This is a genomic window from Microbacterium sp. LMI13-1-1.1, from assembly GCF_040815625.1.
GTDB classification, from domain to species: Bacteria; Actinomycetota; Actinomycetes; order Actinomycetales; family Microbacteriaceae; genus Microbacterium; species Microbacterium forte.
The window spans coordinates 317,361-332,839 of record NZ_JBFPNL010000001.1; the positions used below are offsets into that span (position 1 = coordinate 317,361).

At 68.5% G+C, this 15,479-nt stretch carries 17 protein-coding genes; 7 read left to right on the top strand and 10 right to left on the bottom strand.

Features of this window, described 5'->3' with window-relative positions; all coding sequences use genetic code 11:
• The first annotated feature begins 2 nt into the window (after positions 1-2).
• Positions 3-611, top strand: a complete 609-nt coding sequence (locus MRBLMI13_RS01475) for an NUDIX hydrolase (RefSeq protein WP_309687494.1) — start codon at positions 3-5, stop codon at positions 609-611.
• Here MRBLMI13_RS01475 and metX read toward each other — a convergent pair.
• The 4 genes from metX to MRBLMI13_RS01495 all read right to left on the bottom strand — a co-directional run bounded on the left by metX (position 608) and on the right by MRBLMI13_RS01495 (position 5,012).
• Positions 608-1,816, bottom strand: coding sequence for a homoserine O-acetyltransferase MetX (gene metX / locus MRBLMI13_RS01480; RefSeq protein ID WP_056376515.1), 1,209 nt, complete (start codon positions 1,814-1,816; stop codon positions 608-610). The two genes, MRBLMI13_RS01475 and metX, sit on opposite strands and share 4 nt — an antisense overlap.
• Before the next feature lie 83 nt (positions 1,817-1,899).
• Positions 1,900-2,862, bottom strand: a complete 963-nt coding sequence (locus MRBLMI13_RS01485) for an endonuclease/exonuclease/phosphatase family protein (protein ID WP_367820935.1) — start codon at positions 2,860-2,862, stop codon at positions 1,900-1,902.
• A gap of 94 nt (positions 2,863-2,956) precedes the next feature.
• Entirely contained in the window at positions 2,957-4,279 is a 1,323-nt protein-coding gene (locus MRBLMI13_RS01490) for a bifunctional o-acetylhomoserine/o-acetylserine sulfhydrylase (RefSeq protein ID WP_042541900.1), read from the bottom strand.
• Between the two features lie 142 nt (positions 4,280-4,421).
• The gene (locus MRBLMI13_RS01495; RefSeq protein WP_367820933.1) at positions 4,422-5,012 is read right to left on the bottom strand and encodes a TetR/AcrR family transcriptional regulator; all 591 of its coding nucleotides are present in this window, start codon (positions 5,010-5,012) and stop codon (positions 4,422-4,424) included.
• Positions 5,013-5,045: 33 nt separating this feature from the next.
• Between MRBLMI13_RS01495 and MRBLMI13_RS01500 the strand changes: the two genes are divergently transcribed.
• Genes MRBLMI13_RS01500 through MRBLMI13_RS01515 form a run of 4 tightly spaced genes read left to right on the top strand, consistent with a single transcriptional unit; the run spans position 5,046 to position 8,144 of the window.
• The gene (locus MRBLMI13_RS01500; RefSeq protein WP_367820931.1) at positions 5,046-5,999 is read left to right on the top strand and encodes a DMT family transporter; all 954 of its coding nucleotides are present in this window, start codon (positions 5,046-5,048) and stop codon (positions 5,997-5,999) included.
• Positions 6,000-6,025: 26 nt separating this feature from the next.
• On the top strand, positions 6,026-6,808 hold the full coding sequence (locus MRBLMI13_RS01505) for an SDR family oxidoreductase (RefSeq protein WP_042541897.1): 783 nt from the start codon (positions 6,026-6,028) through the stop codon (positions 6,806-6,808).
• A gap of 3 nt (positions 6,809-6,811) precedes the next feature.
• Positions 6,812-7,522, top strand: a complete 711-nt coding sequence (locus MRBLMI13_RS01510) for a uracil-DNA glycosylase (protein ID WP_042541896.1) — start codon at positions 6,812-6,814, stop codon at positions 7,520-7,522.
• 4 nt (positions 7,523-7,526) lie between these two features.
• A complete protein-coding gene (locus MRBLMI13_RS01515) occupies positions 7,527-8,144 on the top strand; it encodes a GNAT family N-acetyltransferase (protein WP_042541895.1) in 618 nt (205 codons plus the stop codon).
• Positions 8,145-8,153: 9 nt separating this feature from the next.
• Here the strand turns inward: MRBLMI13_RS01515 and MRBLMI13_RS01520 are convergent, their stop codons facing one another.
• The 6 genes from MRBLMI13_RS01520 to MRBLMI13_RS01545 form a co-directional block, all read right to left on the bottom strand.
• A complete protein-coding gene (locus MRBLMI13_RS01520) occupies positions 8,154-8,948 on the bottom strand; it encodes an ABC transporter ATP-binding protein (protein WP_367820928.1) in 795 nt (264 codons plus the stop codon).
• On the bottom strand, positions 8,945-9,736 hold the full coding sequence (locus MRBLMI13_RS01525) for an ABC transporter ATP-binding protein (RefSeq protein WP_042541894.1): 792 nt from the start codon (positions 9,734-9,736) through the stop codon (positions 8,945-8,947). The genes MRBLMI13_RS01520 and MRBLMI13_RS01525 overlap by 4 nt, the downstream gene beginning before the upstream one ends.
• Entirely contained in the window at positions 9,733-10,599 is an 867-nt protein-coding gene (locus MRBLMI13_RS01530; RefSeq protein ID WP_042541893.1) for an ABC transporter permease, read from the bottom strand. Before MRBLMI13_RS01530 ends, MRBLMI13_RS01525 begins: the two co-directional genes overlap by 4 nt.
• The gene (locus MRBLMI13_RS01535; protein ID WP_367820925.1) at positions 10,599-11,546 is read right to left on the bottom strand and encodes an ABC transporter permease; all 948 of its coding nucleotides are present in this window, start codon (positions 11,544-11,546) and stop codon (positions 10,599-10,601) included. The genes MRBLMI13_RS01530 and MRBLMI13_RS01535 overlap by 1 nt, the downstream gene beginning before the upstream one ends.
• A 13-nt stretch (positions 11,547-11,559) precedes the next feature.
• Positions 11,560-13,080 (bottom strand): ABC transporter substrate-binding protein, encoded by a 1,521-nt coding sequence (locus MRBLMI13_RS01540; protein WP_367820923.1) that lies wholly within the window; start codon positions 13,078-13,080, stop codon positions 11,560-11,562.
• Between the two features lie 93 nt (positions 13,081-13,173).
• Positions 13,174-14,100, bottom strand: a complete 927-nt coding sequence (locus tag MRBLMI13_RS01545) for an alpha/beta fold hydrolase (RefSeq protein ID WP_367820921.1) — start codon at positions 14,098-14,100, stop codon at positions 13,174-13,176.
• A 171-nt stretch (positions 14,101-14,271) separates the two neighbouring features.
• On the opposite strand from MRBLMI13_RS01545, the gene MRBLMI13_RS01550 reads away from it, so the two are divergent.
• Positions 14,272-14,748: a carboxymuconolactone decarboxylase family protein gene (locus tag MRBLMI13_RS01550; RefSeq protein WP_042541889.1), complete on the top strand. Its 477-nt coding sequence runs from the start codon at positions 14,272-14,274 to the stop codon at positions 14,746-14,748.
• The gene (locus tag MRBLMI13_RS01555; protein ID WP_367820919.1) at positions 14,745-15,467 is read left to right on the top strand and encodes a tyrosine-protein phosphatase; all 723 of its coding nucleotides are present in this window, start codon (positions 14,745-14,747) and stop codon (positions 15,465-15,467) included. Before MRBLMI13_RS01550 ends, MRBLMI13_RS01555 begins: the two co-directional genes overlap by 4 nt.
• Positions 15,468-15,479: the final 12 nt, after the last annotated feature.

Here is a 15,479-nt window from a genome sequence, read left to right on the forward strand (position 1 = left end):
CTGTGACCGACCTCGACGATCTGCCCGTCGCCGGGACAGCCGTGCTGCTGCGTCCGACGCCCGAGGGCTTCGCCGTGCTGCTGATGCGTCGGCCCGATCGCGGCTCGTTCGCGGGGGCCTGGGTGTTCCCCGGCGGCAAGGTGGAGCCGTCCGACCGCCGAGAGGGGGCGGATGAGAGTGACGATGCGCGCAGGGCGGCGGTTCGCGAGACAGCCGAGGAGGTCGGCCTGATCATCAGCGATCCCGTGCTGCTGTCGCGCTGGCAGCCGCCGGTCGAGGCGCCCATTCGCATCCGGACCTGGTTCTTCCTCGCCTCCGCACCCGACGACGAACCGCGGTTCTCGGTCGACGAAGTCGTCGACGTGGTGTGGCTGAGCCCGGCAGAAGCCCTGTCGCGACACGCGACGGGGGAGTGGACGCTCTTCCCTCCGACCTGGGTCACCCTGCACCAGCTCGGCCGATTCTCCTCGGTCGATGCTGTGCTCGCCTCCGGAGGGGTGGCGCAGCATTTCTCGACCCGTGTGGTCGAGACGCCGCAGGGCAGGGACTTCGAGTGGGACGGTGTGCGGCTGCGCACCGGTTCGCTGCCGTGGACGATCGACGAGAGCTAGCTCGCGAGCAGCCGTCGGAGATTGCTGCCGACCGCCTCTGTCTCGATGAGGAATCCATCGTGACCGAAGTCGCTGGTCAGCACCACCGCTTCGGGGCCGTCGAGGGTGTTCGGGATGCTGCGGGCGATGCGGTGCTGGCCGTCGACGGGGAAGAGCCGGTCGCTGTCGATCCCCAGCACGAGTGTCGTGGCGGTCACGGCGCGCAGCGCCTCTTCGACGCCACCGCGGTCACGGCCGACGTCGTGCGAGTTCATGGCCTCGACGAGGGTGATGTAGCTGTTCGCGTCGAAACGGCGGGTGAACTTGTTGCCGTGGAAGTCGAGGTACGACTCGACGGCGAAGCGACCGCCGTGACCGAGAGGAGACACCCCGGACTGCCACGAACGCTGGAACCGCTGGTTGAGCTCGATCGGGCTGCGGTAGTTCAACAGCGCCATGCGTCGGGCGAGCGCCAGGCCGCGGTGCGGACCGTCGCCGTCGGCCAGGTCGTAGTACTCGCCGCCCTGGAACCTCGGGTCCATGCGGATGGTCTCGAGCTGCACCGTGTTCAGGGCGATCTGATCGGCAGTGGTGACGGGCGGGGAGGAGAGCACTGCGAGGCGGGCGACGCGATCAGGGTGCGTGACGGCCCATTCGAGGGCGTGCATCCCGCCCATGGATCCGCCGATCACGGCGGCCCAGGTGTCGATCCCGAGGGAATCTGCGAGGCGCACCTGGGCTGCGACCTGGTCGCGGATGGTCAGATAGGGGAAGCGGGAAGCCCACTCGTATCCGGAGGGCGCGATGCTGGCGGGTCCCGTGGAGCCCTGGCAGCCGCCGAGCATGTTCGGCGCGATGACGAACCACCGGTCGGTGTCGAGCGGCCCTCCGGGCCCGGTCACGTCCTCCCACCAGCCTGCGGTCGGATGCCCCGCTCCGGCGCCGCCGCGCACGTGGCTGTCGCCGGTGAGCGCGTGGAGCACCAGGATCGCGTTGTCGCGCGCGTCGTTCAGCTCGCCCCACGTCTCGAACGCGAGACGGATGCCGGGGAGCTCTGCGCCGCTCTCGGTCGCGAAGGCGCCGAACGAGGCGAAGCTGCGTCCGCCCGCCGGGTCTCCGTCGCGCCACGCGCCGGTCGCCGGTGGTCGTGCGCGAAGCAGACGCACGTCGGCCTCCGTCACGGGCGCCGAGGGCACCGTGTCTTCAGAGGTCGTCTGCCAGTCCATGCTCCCATTCTCGCCTGGCACGCGACTCGTCGGACGCACGTTACGGACCCGGGTGTGCCGCCGGCGGATCCGGGTGCGCGGCCTCAGAAGCCGAGCGTCGTCACGGTCGCCAGGTGGTCGCTGCTTCCGGCCCGCATCGTCGTGGAGCCGAGCACGGCCAGGCCGCGCACGAAGACGTGGTCGATCCTGGCGAGCGGCAGAGCGGCAGGCCAGGTGAACCCGAGGGTGCCGTCGGTCGGTCGGACCCAGTCGAGCTGCGACCGCGCGGCAGCCAGGGCCGGGTCGGCGGAGGCGGCGTTGAAGTCGCCCACGACGACGATCGACTCGGCGCTGTCTGCAGCGACGGCATCGGCGATGCCGGACAGCATCGCGTCTCGGTCGTCCTGCACTCCTGGCCGCACGGAGGCCGCATGCATGACGTACACGGCGACGTCCGCACCCGGCGCGCTCACCACCACGCGGAGCGCGCGTTTCCAGTCGAGACCGAGCGACAGCGCCTGAGCGTCGGCGATGGGGAGGTGGCTCCAGACCGCGACCGTGCCGATCGCGTAGGAGTGCGGATAGTCGGCGGTGAGCGTGTCACGGGCGGCGGCGAGGCTGTCGGCGTCGAGCTCCGTCAGCGCGATGACGTCGGCACCGGAGGCGGCGAGGTCTGCGGCGGATTCCGCTGCGCCGCCGGAGTGCGCGCGCACGTTCTGGCTGACGATCTCGACGGTGGACGTCCCGTCGGGGGCACCCGATGCGAAACCAGGGGTGGAGGGCGCGATCGCCAGCACCCAGACGAGGATGGGCACGAGCAGCACCAGGACGACGCGGCGGGCGCGGATCAGTGCGATCGCCGACAGGACTCCGAGCGCGAGGCCGCACCAGGGAAGGAGCGCGGCGGCCGCGGTTCCCACGACTCCGGGGATCCAGACGCCCACGACCATGATCAGCACCACGAGACCTGTGACGGCGATGATGCGCCCCGCGCGCGCGTTCGAGCGTCGGTGTGTCGGCGAATTCGTCGTGGCGGTGATCGTGGGCTCCTCGGGCAGGCTTCCCATTGTCGACGGATCTGTCTGTGCACGGGCCGTGCGTGCCCCGAACGAGCAGATGCCCCGAGCCGAAGCCCAGGGCACCTGCAGTGTCGACGGAGGGTCAGGCGCGAGCGGCCTCCGACACACGGCGAGCCGCGCCGAGCGCCTCGTCGAGGTCGGCCTTGAGGTCGTCGATGTTCTCGATGCCGACCGACAGGCGCACGAGGCCGGGCGTGACGCCGGCGGTGAGCTGCTGCTCGGGAGTGAGCTGTGCGTGCGTGGTCGACGCCGGGTGGATCACGAGCGAGCGCACGTCGCCGATGTTCGCGAGGTGGCTGAAGAGCGACAGGCTGTTCACGAACTCGCGACCGGCCTCGACGCCGCCCTTGAGCTCGAAGGACAGCACCGCTCCGACGCCCTTGGGGGCGTAGTGGTTCGCCTTGGCGTACCAGGGGGAGGAGGGCAGGCCCGAGTAGTTGACCGACGCGACGTCGTCGCGGCCGTCGAGCCACTCGGCGATCTCCTGGGCGTTCTGCACGTGGCGCTCGATGCGCAGCGAGAGGGTCTCGATGCCCTGGATGAGGTTCCAGGCGCTCTGCGGTGCGATGGCCGAGCCGAGGTCGCGGAGCAGCTGCACGCGGGCTTTGATGATGTAGGCGAGCGGGTCGCCGACGGCAGCGGTGTAGCTGGCGCCGTGGTACGAGGGGTCGGGCACGGTGAGCCCGGGGAACTTCTCGACGTTCTTCGACCACTCGAAGGTGCCGCCGTCGATGATCGCGCCGCCGATGGTGGTGCCGTGGCCGCCGAGGAACTTCGTCACGGAGTGCACGACGATGTCGGCGCCGTGCTCGAACGGGCGGATCAGGTACGGGGTCGCGATCGTGTTGTCCACGATCAGCGGCACGCCGCCCTCGTGCGCCACGTCTGCGACGGTGCGGATGTCGAGGATGTTGATCTGCGGGTTGCCGATGGTCTCCGCGAAGAACAGCTTGGTGTTCGGGCGGATGGCGCGGCGCCACTCCTCGGGGTCGTCCTGGTTCTCGACGAACGTGACCTCGATGCCGAGCTTCGCGAGCGTGTACTTGAACAGGTTGTAGGTGCCGCCGTAGATCGAGCTCGACGACACGATGTGGTCGCCGGCCTCGGCGATGTTGAGCACGGCGAACGTCGATGCAGCCTGACCGCTGGCGAGGACGAGGGCGCCGGTGCCCCCCTCGAGTGCCGCGAGGCGCTGCTCCAGGACGTCCTGGGTCGGGTTCTGGATCCGGGTGTAGATGTTGCCGAACTCGGCCAGAGCGAACAGGTTCGCCGCGTGGTCGGCACTGTCGAACACGTAGGACGTGGTCTGGTAGATAGGCGTTGCGCGGGCCTTGGTCACCGGGTCGGGAGCAGCTCCGGAGTGGATCTGCTTCGTCTCGAAACGCCAGGTCTCGGGTGCGGACATGTGTTCCCCCTGGAACTGTTGGAAGGTCGGTTCGACTGATGCCGTTGGTGCGACAGTACGGAATATCGGAGGCTGTCAACAGCGGGTGGGAAATGTGACGTAATGAAGTCGGGCCGAACCCGCGGGCCGACGAGCCGGGGGATCAGGCCTGACCGAGCAGTCGCCCCGCCCACGTGCGCGCGATCACGAACGGTTCGGCGAACGTCGTCATCCCGACCGTCACGATCGCACCCTCGTACAGCAGCATCATCGCCTGCGCCATCGCACGGGGATCGGGCATTCCCGCTTCGGCGCAGAGCTCCTCGAACACGTCGAGCAGCCAGGCCTTCTGACGTGACACCTCGGGGAACACAGGGTGGTCGTCGTTGCCGTCTCCGATCTCCGCGCGCGCGTTGATCGCGCTGCATCCCTTCGGGCTGTTCTCGTCGGACCAGGTGATGGCGGCGTCGAAGATCGCGAGCACACGATCAGGGCCGGGCTCGGGAACGCGGGAGAGGTGGGCGGCCACGTGGTCGCGCCACCGAGCGTCGCGGTGCTGGAGGTAGGAGACGACGAGCGCCTCCTTTGATCCGAAGCGGTCGTAGAGCGTCTTCTTCGTGACTCCGGCCGCCTCGGCGATCGTGTCCACTCCGACCGCATGGATGCCGCGTTCGTAGAACAGCCGCGAGGCGGCGTCGAGAACGCGCTGCCCTCCCGGGGTGAGCGGGGCGAGCTCGGGAACGGGCTGCGTCATGTATTTGACTATACCAGTCTGTATAGTCAACTCATGAGTAAACAGATCGGTCTACTTCGTTCGGTGGTCACTGTCGCCGCCGCCGTGGCCTTCATCGTGACCTGGAGTTCGGGATTCATCATTCCTGCGTACGCCACGGTGGACGTGTCGCCGCTCACGCTCCTCGTGTGGCGGTTCGTGCCGCTGGCCGTCCTTCTCCTCGCCGTGCTCCGTCTCTCGGGCGCAGCGAAGGGGCTGAACATTCGCGACGTGCGCACGCAGGCCACGATCGGACTCTTCGCGCAGTTCGGATACTGTGTCGCGGTCTACGGCGCCGTGGCGGCCGGCATCGCCACAGGCACGGTGGCGCTGATCGACGCGGTGCAGCCACTCGTCGTGGCCGTCCTCGTCAGACCAGTGCTCGGTCTGCGAGTGCGAGGTGCGCAATGGGCAGGGCTCGTGATCGGAGCGGTCGGCGTGCTCCTCGTGGTGCGTTCTCAGTTCGGGTCCTCCGAGGCGCCTGCGATGGCGTATCTGCTGCCGGCCGTGGCGATGGTCTGCCTCATCATCGGCACCCTGCTGCAGCGGAAGTCGGCGGTGAAGAGCGGCGTGCTCCTCACCCTGACCATCCATGTGACGGTGACCGCGGCGCTGCTGCTCGTCATCGCGGTGGTGACCGGAACCCTGCTCCCGCCCGCGTCGGCCTCGTTCTGGCTCGCCGTCGCGCTCACCGCGGTGTTCCCGACACTCGCCGCCTACGGCCTGTACTGGTGGTTGCTGCGGCGGGTGGGGATCACGGCGTTGCAGGCGCTGCTCTTCCTGATCGCCCCGGCGACGTCACTCGCCGGCAGCATCCTGCTGGAAGAGCCGATGACGGTCGTCACGGTCGCAGGGTTCATCCTGTGCGGGATCGGTGTCGCGGTGGTGCTCACAAGCGAGGCGAGATCGCCCGAGACGACCGCATCGTCGGCCCGAAAGCGCGACGTGGCGGTGCGCGAGGCGAGATAGTGGCCGGAACATCGTACGGTGGAGGCATGGTGAACAGGCGTGCAGTCGTGACAGGTGCGAGCTCGGGTATCGGACAGGCCACGGTGCGTGCGCTGCGCGCGCGCGGCTGGGGAGTCGTCGGAGTCGCACGACGTGCGTCCCGGTTGGCGGCGCTCTCGGCGGAGACGGGTGCCTCGACGATCGCGTGCGACCTGACCGACCCGGATGCCGTGGCAGCGCTGGTCACGGAGCTCGAGGCCTCGGGGCCCGTGCATGCGCTCGTGCAGGTCGCCGGCGGAGCACGGGGGACGGACCGCGTCGAGAACGCCTCGATCGACGACTGGCAGTGGATGTACGACGCCAACGTGCTCTCGAGCCAGCGACTGGTAGCCGGTCTCCTGCCCCTGCTGAGGCGGGCGGCCGCGGCGGACGGGCACGCCGACACCGTGTTCGTGACGTCGACGGCCGCACAGGTGGCCTACCCCGGCGGAGGCGGCTACAACGCGGCCAAGGCCGCGCAGGCGATGCTGGTGCACGCGCTCCGACTCGAGCTGAACGGCGAGCCGATCCGAGTCGCCGAGATCGCCCCCGGCATGGTGCACACCGAGGAGTTCACGCTCAACCGGCTGGGCGGCGACTCGGTCGCCGCGGAGGCCGTGTACTCGGGCGTCGAGGCGCCGCTGCAGGCGGAAGACGTCGCCGACGTGATCGCCTACGCGCTGGATGCTCCCGGCCACGTGAACCTCGACCTCATCACGATGCGACCCGTCGCGCAGTCCGCGAATCATCTGCTCGCCCGCGGACCGCTGCGCGTGCGACCGATCGACTGAACGATGACTGCGCGAACTCTTGCCGAGCTCGCCGACGACGGTCTCATCGATCCGGGCTGGGCCGACGCACTGGCGCCGGCTCAGCAGACGATCACCGCTCTCGGCGAGCGACTGCGCGACGAGCAGGCTGCGGGGCGGGGCTATCTTCCCGCGGGGGATCATGTGCTCCGCGCGTTCGAGCGCCCGCTCTCGGACGTCAAGGTGCTCATCACCGGTCAGGACCCCTATCCGACTCCCGGGCATCCGATCGGCCTGTCTTTCGCGGTCGACCGAGACGTGCGCCCCCTGCCACGCAGTCTCGGCAACATCTACGCCGAGCTCGAGAGCGACCTCGGCATCCCTCCGGCGCCGCACGGGGACCTGACCGCGTGGAGCGACCAGGGGGTGCTGCTGCTGAATCGCGTGCTGACGGTGCGTCCTGGCGAGGCCGGATCCCATCGCCGCTGGGGGTGGGAGCAGGTCACCGAGCTCGCGATCCGCGCTCTCGTCGCCCGTGACCGGCCGCTCGTCGCGATCCTCTGGGGAAAGGACGCCGCGAACCTCCAGCCGCTGCTCGGCGACACCCCTGTGATCGTGTCAGCGCACCCGTCGCCGCTGTCCGCCCGTCGGGGGTTCTTCGGCTCCCGCCCGTTCTCCCGGGCGAACGCGCTGCTCGAAGGGCTCGGTGCGAGCCCGGTCGACTGGCGCATCGGCGGCGAGCCCCCTCTAAGCTGATCGCATGCAGTTCGAGCCCGGTGATCGCCGCCGTGTGCTGCCGCGCCATCTGCGCCCGCAGCCGGAACCCGAGGTGTTCTCGTACTCGATCCGCCCCGCACGGTCAGGCGATCTGCCGTACGTGCGCGAGATCTACAACCATTTCGTCAGCAACTCGGTCGTCACCCTCGATGAACGGCGCAGCAGCATCCCCTATTGGCGGGAGAAGTTCGCGCTGCTGAGCAAGCTGGGCCTGCCCTTCCTGGTGGCGGTCTCGCCGGCGGGAGTCGTGATCGGATACGCGCTGGCGCAGCCGTGGGCGGGCAAGAACGCCTATCGGTACACCGTCGAGGACTCGATCTACCTCGGACCGGGGGCCGGCGGCAAAGGACTCGGGGTCGCACTGCTGCAGGCGCTCATCGACGCATGCGAGCAGCTCGGCATCCGCGAGATGGTGGCCGTGATCAGCGACACCAAGGCAGACGCATCGATACGTCTGCACGCGAAGCTCGGATTCGTCGAAGCCGGGCGCATGGGTCGAGTCGGACACAAGTTCGGCCGCGACCTCGGCACCGTCTACATGCGACGCGCCCTGCGCCCGAGCCGTCGACGGAAGTTCTTCAGCTTGAGCTCCGGGCGCTGAGAATCGCGCTCATGCCGGGGGAGCGGGGATGACCGGGATCGCCGCGAGCAGCGTCTTCGTGTAGTCCTGCGTCGGACGCAGCAGCACGTCTGCGGTGGTTCCTCGCTCGACGACGCTCCCGTCTTTCATCACGACGACGGTGTCGCAGAGGTTCTGCACCACGCCGATGTCGTGCGACACCAGGACGAGCGTGAGGTCGGCGGTGCGTCGCAGCTCGATCAGGAGCTCGAGGATCTGAGCGCGGACGGTCACATCGAGCGCCGACAGCGGCTCGTCGCCGACGAGGATGCGCGGACGGTGGACGATGGCCCTGGCCAAAGCGATGCGCTGCCGCTGCCCGCCCGAGAACTCGTGCGGGTATCGATCGCCCATCTCGGGCTCCAGACCCACCTGCTCGAGCACTTCGCGCACCCTGGCTCGGTGATCTTCGTCGATGCCGAGCGCCCACAGCGGCTCGCGGACGATCTGCGCCGCGGTCATCCTCGGGTCCAGCGATGCGTAGGGGTCCTGGAACACGAGACCGGTCTGACGGCGCAGCCAGTGCAGGGACCGCGCGGATGCCGTGGCATCCACCGCTCTCCCGTCGACCGTGACGGTGCCGGACGACGGGCGGTCGAGACCGAGAAGCAGCCTGACGAGGGTGGACTTGCCCGATCCGGATTCGCCGATGATGCCGACGGACGATCCCTCGACGATGTCGAGATCGGTCGGCGCCAGCGCGGTCTGGCGCCGGGTGCGCTCGAACGTCGAACGCTTCGGGATCACGAAGTCGCGCCGCAGCGACCGCGCCTCGATGAGACTCATCGCGCACCTCCTTCAGGACGCCAGAGCGTCGCGGTGGCGTCGCGGAGGAGCCCCTGTGTGATCGGCGACGCCGGGGCGGTGAGGAGCGTGCTCACGGGGGCAGCCTCGACGACCCGACCGTCTTCGAGGACGACGCCACGGGTCGCGACCTGCGCCAGCACCGCCAGGTCATGCGTGATGAACATGAGGGACATGCCCTGTTCCTCGACGAGGTTCAACAGCAGCGACAGGATCTCGGCCTGGATGGTGACGTCGAGAGCGGTCGTCGGCTCATCGGCGATGAGCAGGCGTGGCCGGCATGCGAGCGCGATCGCGATCGCGACACGCTGCCGCTGACCGCCCGACAGCTGATGCGGATAGCGATCGACGATCGATGCGGGATCGGGCAGCCGCACGCGCGCAGCCTCCTGGATCGCACGCTCGCGGGCTTCCCGCCGACCGATGCCCTCATGGATGCGGATCGACTCGGCGATCTGCCTGCCGATCGTGCGGATCGGGTTCAGGGCGGTGCGGGGCTCCTGGAACACGATCCCGATCTCGTCTCCGCGCAGTCTCGCGAGCTCGCGGTCGGGGAGCCCGATCAGCTCTGTGCCGTTCCAGCGGATGCTGCCGCTCGCGACCGCACCCTCGGGGAGCAGACCGAGCACCGCGAGGGCGGTGAGCGACTTGCCGGAGCCGGACTCACCGATCAGGCCGAGACGTGATCCGTCCGGCACCTCGAACGAGATGCCGTCGACGACGGGGCGTCCGTCGATGCGGACGACGAGGTCCGTCACCTCGAGGGTCATGCGATCACCGCCGGTGTGTGGATCTCGGCCGCGCGGTGACGCAGCGTCGGGTCGGTGGCCTCGCGCAGGCCGTCACCGAGGAGGTTGAGCGCCAGCACGGTGATCGTGATCGCGAGCCCCGGCCAGATGACCGAGAGCGGATGCACGCCGATGTAGCGCTGCAGGTCGGCGAGCAGGAGTCCCCAGCTCGGCTCCGTGACCGAGGCGCCGAAACCGAGGTACGACAGGCCGGCCTCGGCGAGCACCGCGACCGCCATCGACCACGAGAGCTGCACGATGAACACGGGGGCGACGTTCGGAAGAAGGTGGCGAGCGAGGCTCTGTCCGGTCGTGAGGCCGGACGCCCGAGCGGCGAGGACGAAGTCGCTCTGCTGCACGCGGCGCAGCTCGGGCCTCGTGACGCGGGCGATGTTGACGCCGAAGCCGATGCCGACCGACCAGATCACCACCCACAGCGAGCCGCCCCAGACCGACGAGATCATCATGGCGATCAGCAGCACGGGGAAGGCGATCAGGATGTCGACGAGCACTGCCACCGTCTCTCGCAGCCAGCGGGCGGTGAGCGCTCCGAGCGCGGCGAGGGAGATGCCGACCAAGGTCGCGATGACTCCGGCGCCGATGCTGACGAAGACCGTCGTGCGAGCACCTGCCATGAGCAGGCTGAGGATGTCACGGCCCGTGTCGTCGGTGCCGAGCAGATGCGGCCAGCTCGGGACCGACCAGCGAGCGCGCAGGTCGGACTCCTGGGGATCGAACGGCGTCCAGAACAGCGAGACGAGTGCGGTGAGCGCGACGACGGCGACGACGATCACGCCGAATCGACCTGTGGCGGATCGCGCCAGTCTCGGAAGCCAGCCGGGCATCAGGCCTCCCTCTGGCGCGGATCGATCGCGCGATGGATCAGGTCGACGACGAATCCGACCACGAGCACGAATCCGGTGAGGACGAGGAGTTCGCTCTGCACCTTGATGAGGTCTCGGGTGCCGACGTCGGCCACCAGCATCCGTCCGATCCCGGGAAGTGTGAAGAGCTGTTCGATGACGACAGACCCGACGATGATTCCGGCGATCTGGAGTCCCAGCACAGTGATGATCGACAGGCCCACTGCGGGGATGCCGTGCGAGATGAGAGCGCGGGTGCGGGTGAGGCCCTTGGCGGCCGCCGTGCGGACGAAGTCCTGGCCTGCCGCCTGCAGGGTGGCGCTGCGGACGAACCGCATGAGCATCGCCCCCTCGACGATGCCGATCGTGAGAGCGGGCAGGAGGAGCGACTCGATCGCCTTCCACGGCGTGCTCCACCCCGTGCGGGGAAAGCCCTGTGGCGGAAGCCAGCCGAGCCAGACCGAGAAGACGACGATGAGCATCATCCCCGCCCAGACGACCGGCACGGCGGCGAGGGCCTGTGCGCCGACGCTGAGGGCGGTGCCTCCGCGGCCGCCGCGCCGCACGGCTGACAGGATGCCGAACGGCACCGCGATGAGCACGGCGATCAGGAGGGCGAGGATGCCGAGGGGAACCGTGACCTGCGCCTTCTCGAGCAGCTCCTCGCCGACCGATGCACCGGAGAGCAGAGACGTGCCGAGATCACCGCGGAAGAGGCCCCCGATCCATTCGGCGTATTGCGCGGGGAGGGGACGGTTGAGGCCCAGCGATTCTCGGAGCGCCTCGACCTCGGCGGGGGAGGCCTGGGTTCCGGCGATCAGCTGCGCGACGTCGCCGGGGAAGACCCGCAAGGTGAGGAAGATCACCGCACTCGAGACGAGGAGCCCTGCGATGAGCAGGGCTCCTCGGACGAGCGCGTAGCGGATCACGAAGTGCGCGTCGTCACTTCTCGGTGGCGACGGTGACGCCGGCCAGGTTGATGCGCGAGTTGATCGAGTCCTCGGGGAACCCGGTGACCAGCGGGCTCACGGCCGTGATCGTCGCACCGTTGTACAGCCAATCCGCCGCGTGATCCTCGGAGACGATCCGCGCGGCCTCGGCGAGCAGGTCCGCGGACTTGTCGGGGTCGACCTCGGCCAGAGCCTCGGTGTAGAGGCCCTGCACCTCGGCGTTGTCGTAGCCGAAGTAGTACTCGGGATTCGCGAAGTTGCCGAAGTCGCGCGGCTCGACGTGCAGCACGAAGCTCAGGTCGTAGTCGTGGTTGGTGTAGACGTCCTCCAACCAGGCCGGGAACTCGACCGAGTCGACGTCGAGGGTGACTCCGACCTTCTGAAAGTCGGAGATGAGGACCTTCGGGACCGTCGTGCCATAGAAGTTCGGGATCGTCAGGGTGAGCTCGAGGTCTTCCTGCCCGGCCTCGGCGAGCAGCTCCTTGGCCTTCTCGGGGTCGTAGGAGACGACGTCCGAGAGGTCTTCATAACCGGGGTCCAGTTCGGGAATCGGACCGTAGAGGGTCGAACCCGCGCCGACGGCCTCGACCAGAGCCTCGTGGTCGATCGCGAGACGCAGCGCTTCGCGCACCCGGACGTCGTCGAGGGGCGCCTTGGCGTTGTTGAACGCGAGCGTCGCCTTGTCGGTGGTCCGGCCGGTCGTGAGAGTGAAGTCGCCGGACTCCTCGAGCTGCGGGGCGAGATTCGGATCCACCGCTGTGAGCACCTGGACGCCGCCATCGAGAGCAGCGTTCACCCCGGCCGTGAAGTCAGGGATGTACTGGAACTCGACCTCGGCGACGCCCGCAGGCTCGCCCCAGTAGGCCTCGTTGCGGGCGAACGTGATGGCGCTGCCCTTGTTCCACCGCGTGAGGGTGAAGGGACCAGTGCCGTTCTCGGCCGTCTTGAGATCGGTCGTATCGCCGGTCTGGAACACGAGACCGGCAGGACCGGTCAGTGAGAACAGGAAGTTCTGGTTCGGCGCCGTCAGCACGATCTGCACCGTGGTCGGGTCCGGTGCGGTGATCGAGGCCACCGAGGCGAACTCGGCATTGCCCTGCAGCGTCGCGTCGGTGCGCACAGCCTCGTAGGAGGAGACCACATCGGCGGAGGTGAGCGCGGTTCCGCTGTGGAAGGTGATGCCCTCGTTCAGCGTGAACGTATAGGTGAGTCCGTCTGCGGAGACCTCGTAGTCGGAGGCGAGTCGAGGCACGATCTCGTTCTCCTGCGTGCGGCTGATGAGACCCTCGTAGATGTTGTCGATCAGGATCTGCTCCAGCGCTGCGCCGCTGGTGTGACGGATGTCGAGGTTGGTGGGCTCGAGGACGAGGCCGACCTGCAGCGTCGCATCCGGATCAGGCTCTCCGACCGGTTCGGTGGTCTCGGGCTCTGCGGCACCTGCGCAGGCAGTGAGGACGATGGCGCTCGCCGCGATCGCGGAGATCAGCGCGAGTCGTCGCGTACGTCGGAACATGGGGTGTTTCCTCTCGGTGCGGCAGTTGCTGTGTGCCGTTGGATCGAGCCTAGGGATGTGTCAGGGCATGAGGGCGGAATGTGGAACGGAACGTCACATTCCGCGAGAAGCGAGGGATGAGGAGATCAGCGACGCCAGCTCGGCGGGTGCGGTCTCCTGAACGTTGTGCGTGGCCTGGACGGCGGTGACGCGGGCGTGGGGCAGGCGCTCGCCGAACTCCTTCGCGTCCGCCTCGCTCACGAAGCCGTCGATGGCGCGGACGAGCGTCACCGGGGCCGTCGTCTTCGACAGATCCTGCCATCCGGTCGTGTGGAGCAGTGACGGCGCCGAGTCGTCTCCGGGGCCGTGGGCTGCCAGTGTCTGAGCGGCGAGGTGCGCGAAATGGTGCTTCCACTCGACGCGGCCGTCGTCGCGCACACGGGTGTTGAGGAACACCCCGCGCTCGGTGTCGGAGCGGGCGCCCCCGAAACCGAAGGAGATCGCGCGGTCGACGAGCTCGTCGCGGGTCTCGAAATCGGTGGGTCCGGCGTAGAACTCGCGCAGGGCGGCTGGTCCGGCCGAGGTGTCGATGCCAGGAGTGATGTCGACGACGATCAGCTCGGACACGAGGTCGGGGCGGGCTGCAGCGAGGGCGGCGCCGGTGAGGCCGCCGAGCGACTGGCCCACGACCAGCTGCGCTCCGTCGGTCCAGGCGTCGAGTGCTGCCGCGACGTCGATCGCGAGCGTGCGAGGGGTGTAGTCGACGTCGCTGCGCCATGATGAATCGCCGTGTCCGGCGAGGTCGATCGCGAGCACCGGCTGCTGAAGGGCGAGCACCGTCGTGTCCCACGTGTGCGCGTTGAGGCCCGCACCGTGCAGCAGCGTGACACGGGGCGTCTCTTCGCCGAACTGCAGAGCGCTGACGTGACGGCCGTCGGGGAGGGGCAGCGTCACGCGTCGGACGGATGGCACGGGGACTCCCATCGCCTGCGCCTGTGCGGGAAGATAGCTGAACTCGCTGGTGTCGATCGCCACTTGCATATTCTGCTCTGTTCTCGGGGCAGTGGGGAAATGCAGGAGCAATGTGTCAATACAGATTGCGGTGAAGATTGTCATAGCGCAAGCCGGATGCGGACGACTGTTGTCATTCTGCATTCGTCTGCGTGGAAAGCGACTCGCCGGGACGATTGCGCAACGGAATATCATTGAGGCATGAGCGAGACGCGAGTGCACCTCTCCAAGACCGAGCCAGCGGCCTATCAGGCCCTCGACGCCTTCGCCCGTACGGTCGGTGACATCTGTGCAGCGAACGGCATCGACGATCGGCTCAAGGAGATCGTGATGATCCACTCCTCGCAGCTGAACGGATGCAGCTACTGCACGCGCCTGCACGTCGACAGGGCCCTCAAGGCCGGCATCGACACGGACACACTGATGCAGATCGCGACCTGGCGTGAGAGTGACGTGTTCAGCGACCGCGAGGAGGCCGCGCTCGAGCTCGCGGAGGCTTTCACGTTCATCTCCGAAGAGGGCATCTCCGACGAGGTCTACGACCGCGTCGGCGGAGTCTTCACCGAGAAGGAGTACGCGGCACTGAGCTGGGCCTGCGTCTCGATCAACGCCTTCAACAGGGTCGTCATCGCCGGACGATACCCCGTTCCGCCCCGCGCCCCACAGGCGCAGGCATGAGCGTCCTCGACATCGACGGCGTCAACAACTTCCGCGACGTCGGCGGACTCCCCGCAGACGGCGGGCGGATCCGCTCGGGGATGCTGCTGCGATCCGGCCAGCTCTCCGCCGCCACCACGGCGGGCGTGAACGAGGTTCGTCGTCGCGTCGCGCACATCGTCGATCTCCGCGACGGCGAAGAGGTCGCTGCGGAGCCGACCGAGATCGAAGGGCCGGACACCACCCACCTTCCGCTCTTCCTCGGATCCGTGCGTTCGTTCTTCGAGACGGACACGAGCCTGGAAGACCTCTATCTCCACCTTCTCGAGGAGAGCGGAGAGCGGCTCGTCGCCGCCATCCGCATCATCGCCGCCGGCGAGCCGACCCTGATCCACTGCACGGTGGGCAAGGATCGCACCGGGGTGACGGTGGCCCTGGCGCTCGCCGCGGTCGGTGCCGACCGCGACGCGATCATCGAGGACTATGCACTCACGGAGTCGCTGCTGCCGGCCGAGCGGTCGCATCGCATCGCCGCGTACCTGAGGTCGCAGCATCCGCAGGCGGTGCACGCGGTCGCGTTGGCCACGCAGTCGCCTGCGCCCGTGATGAGGGCGCTGCTCGAGCAGGTCGACGAGCGGTGGGGCTCGGCCGCCGGCTACCTTCGCGCGAACGGCATGACGGATCAGGAGCTCAAGGCTCTTCGGGCGGCGCTCGTGGAAGAAGTTGCTGAGCAAGGTTAGGCAACCCTTCGC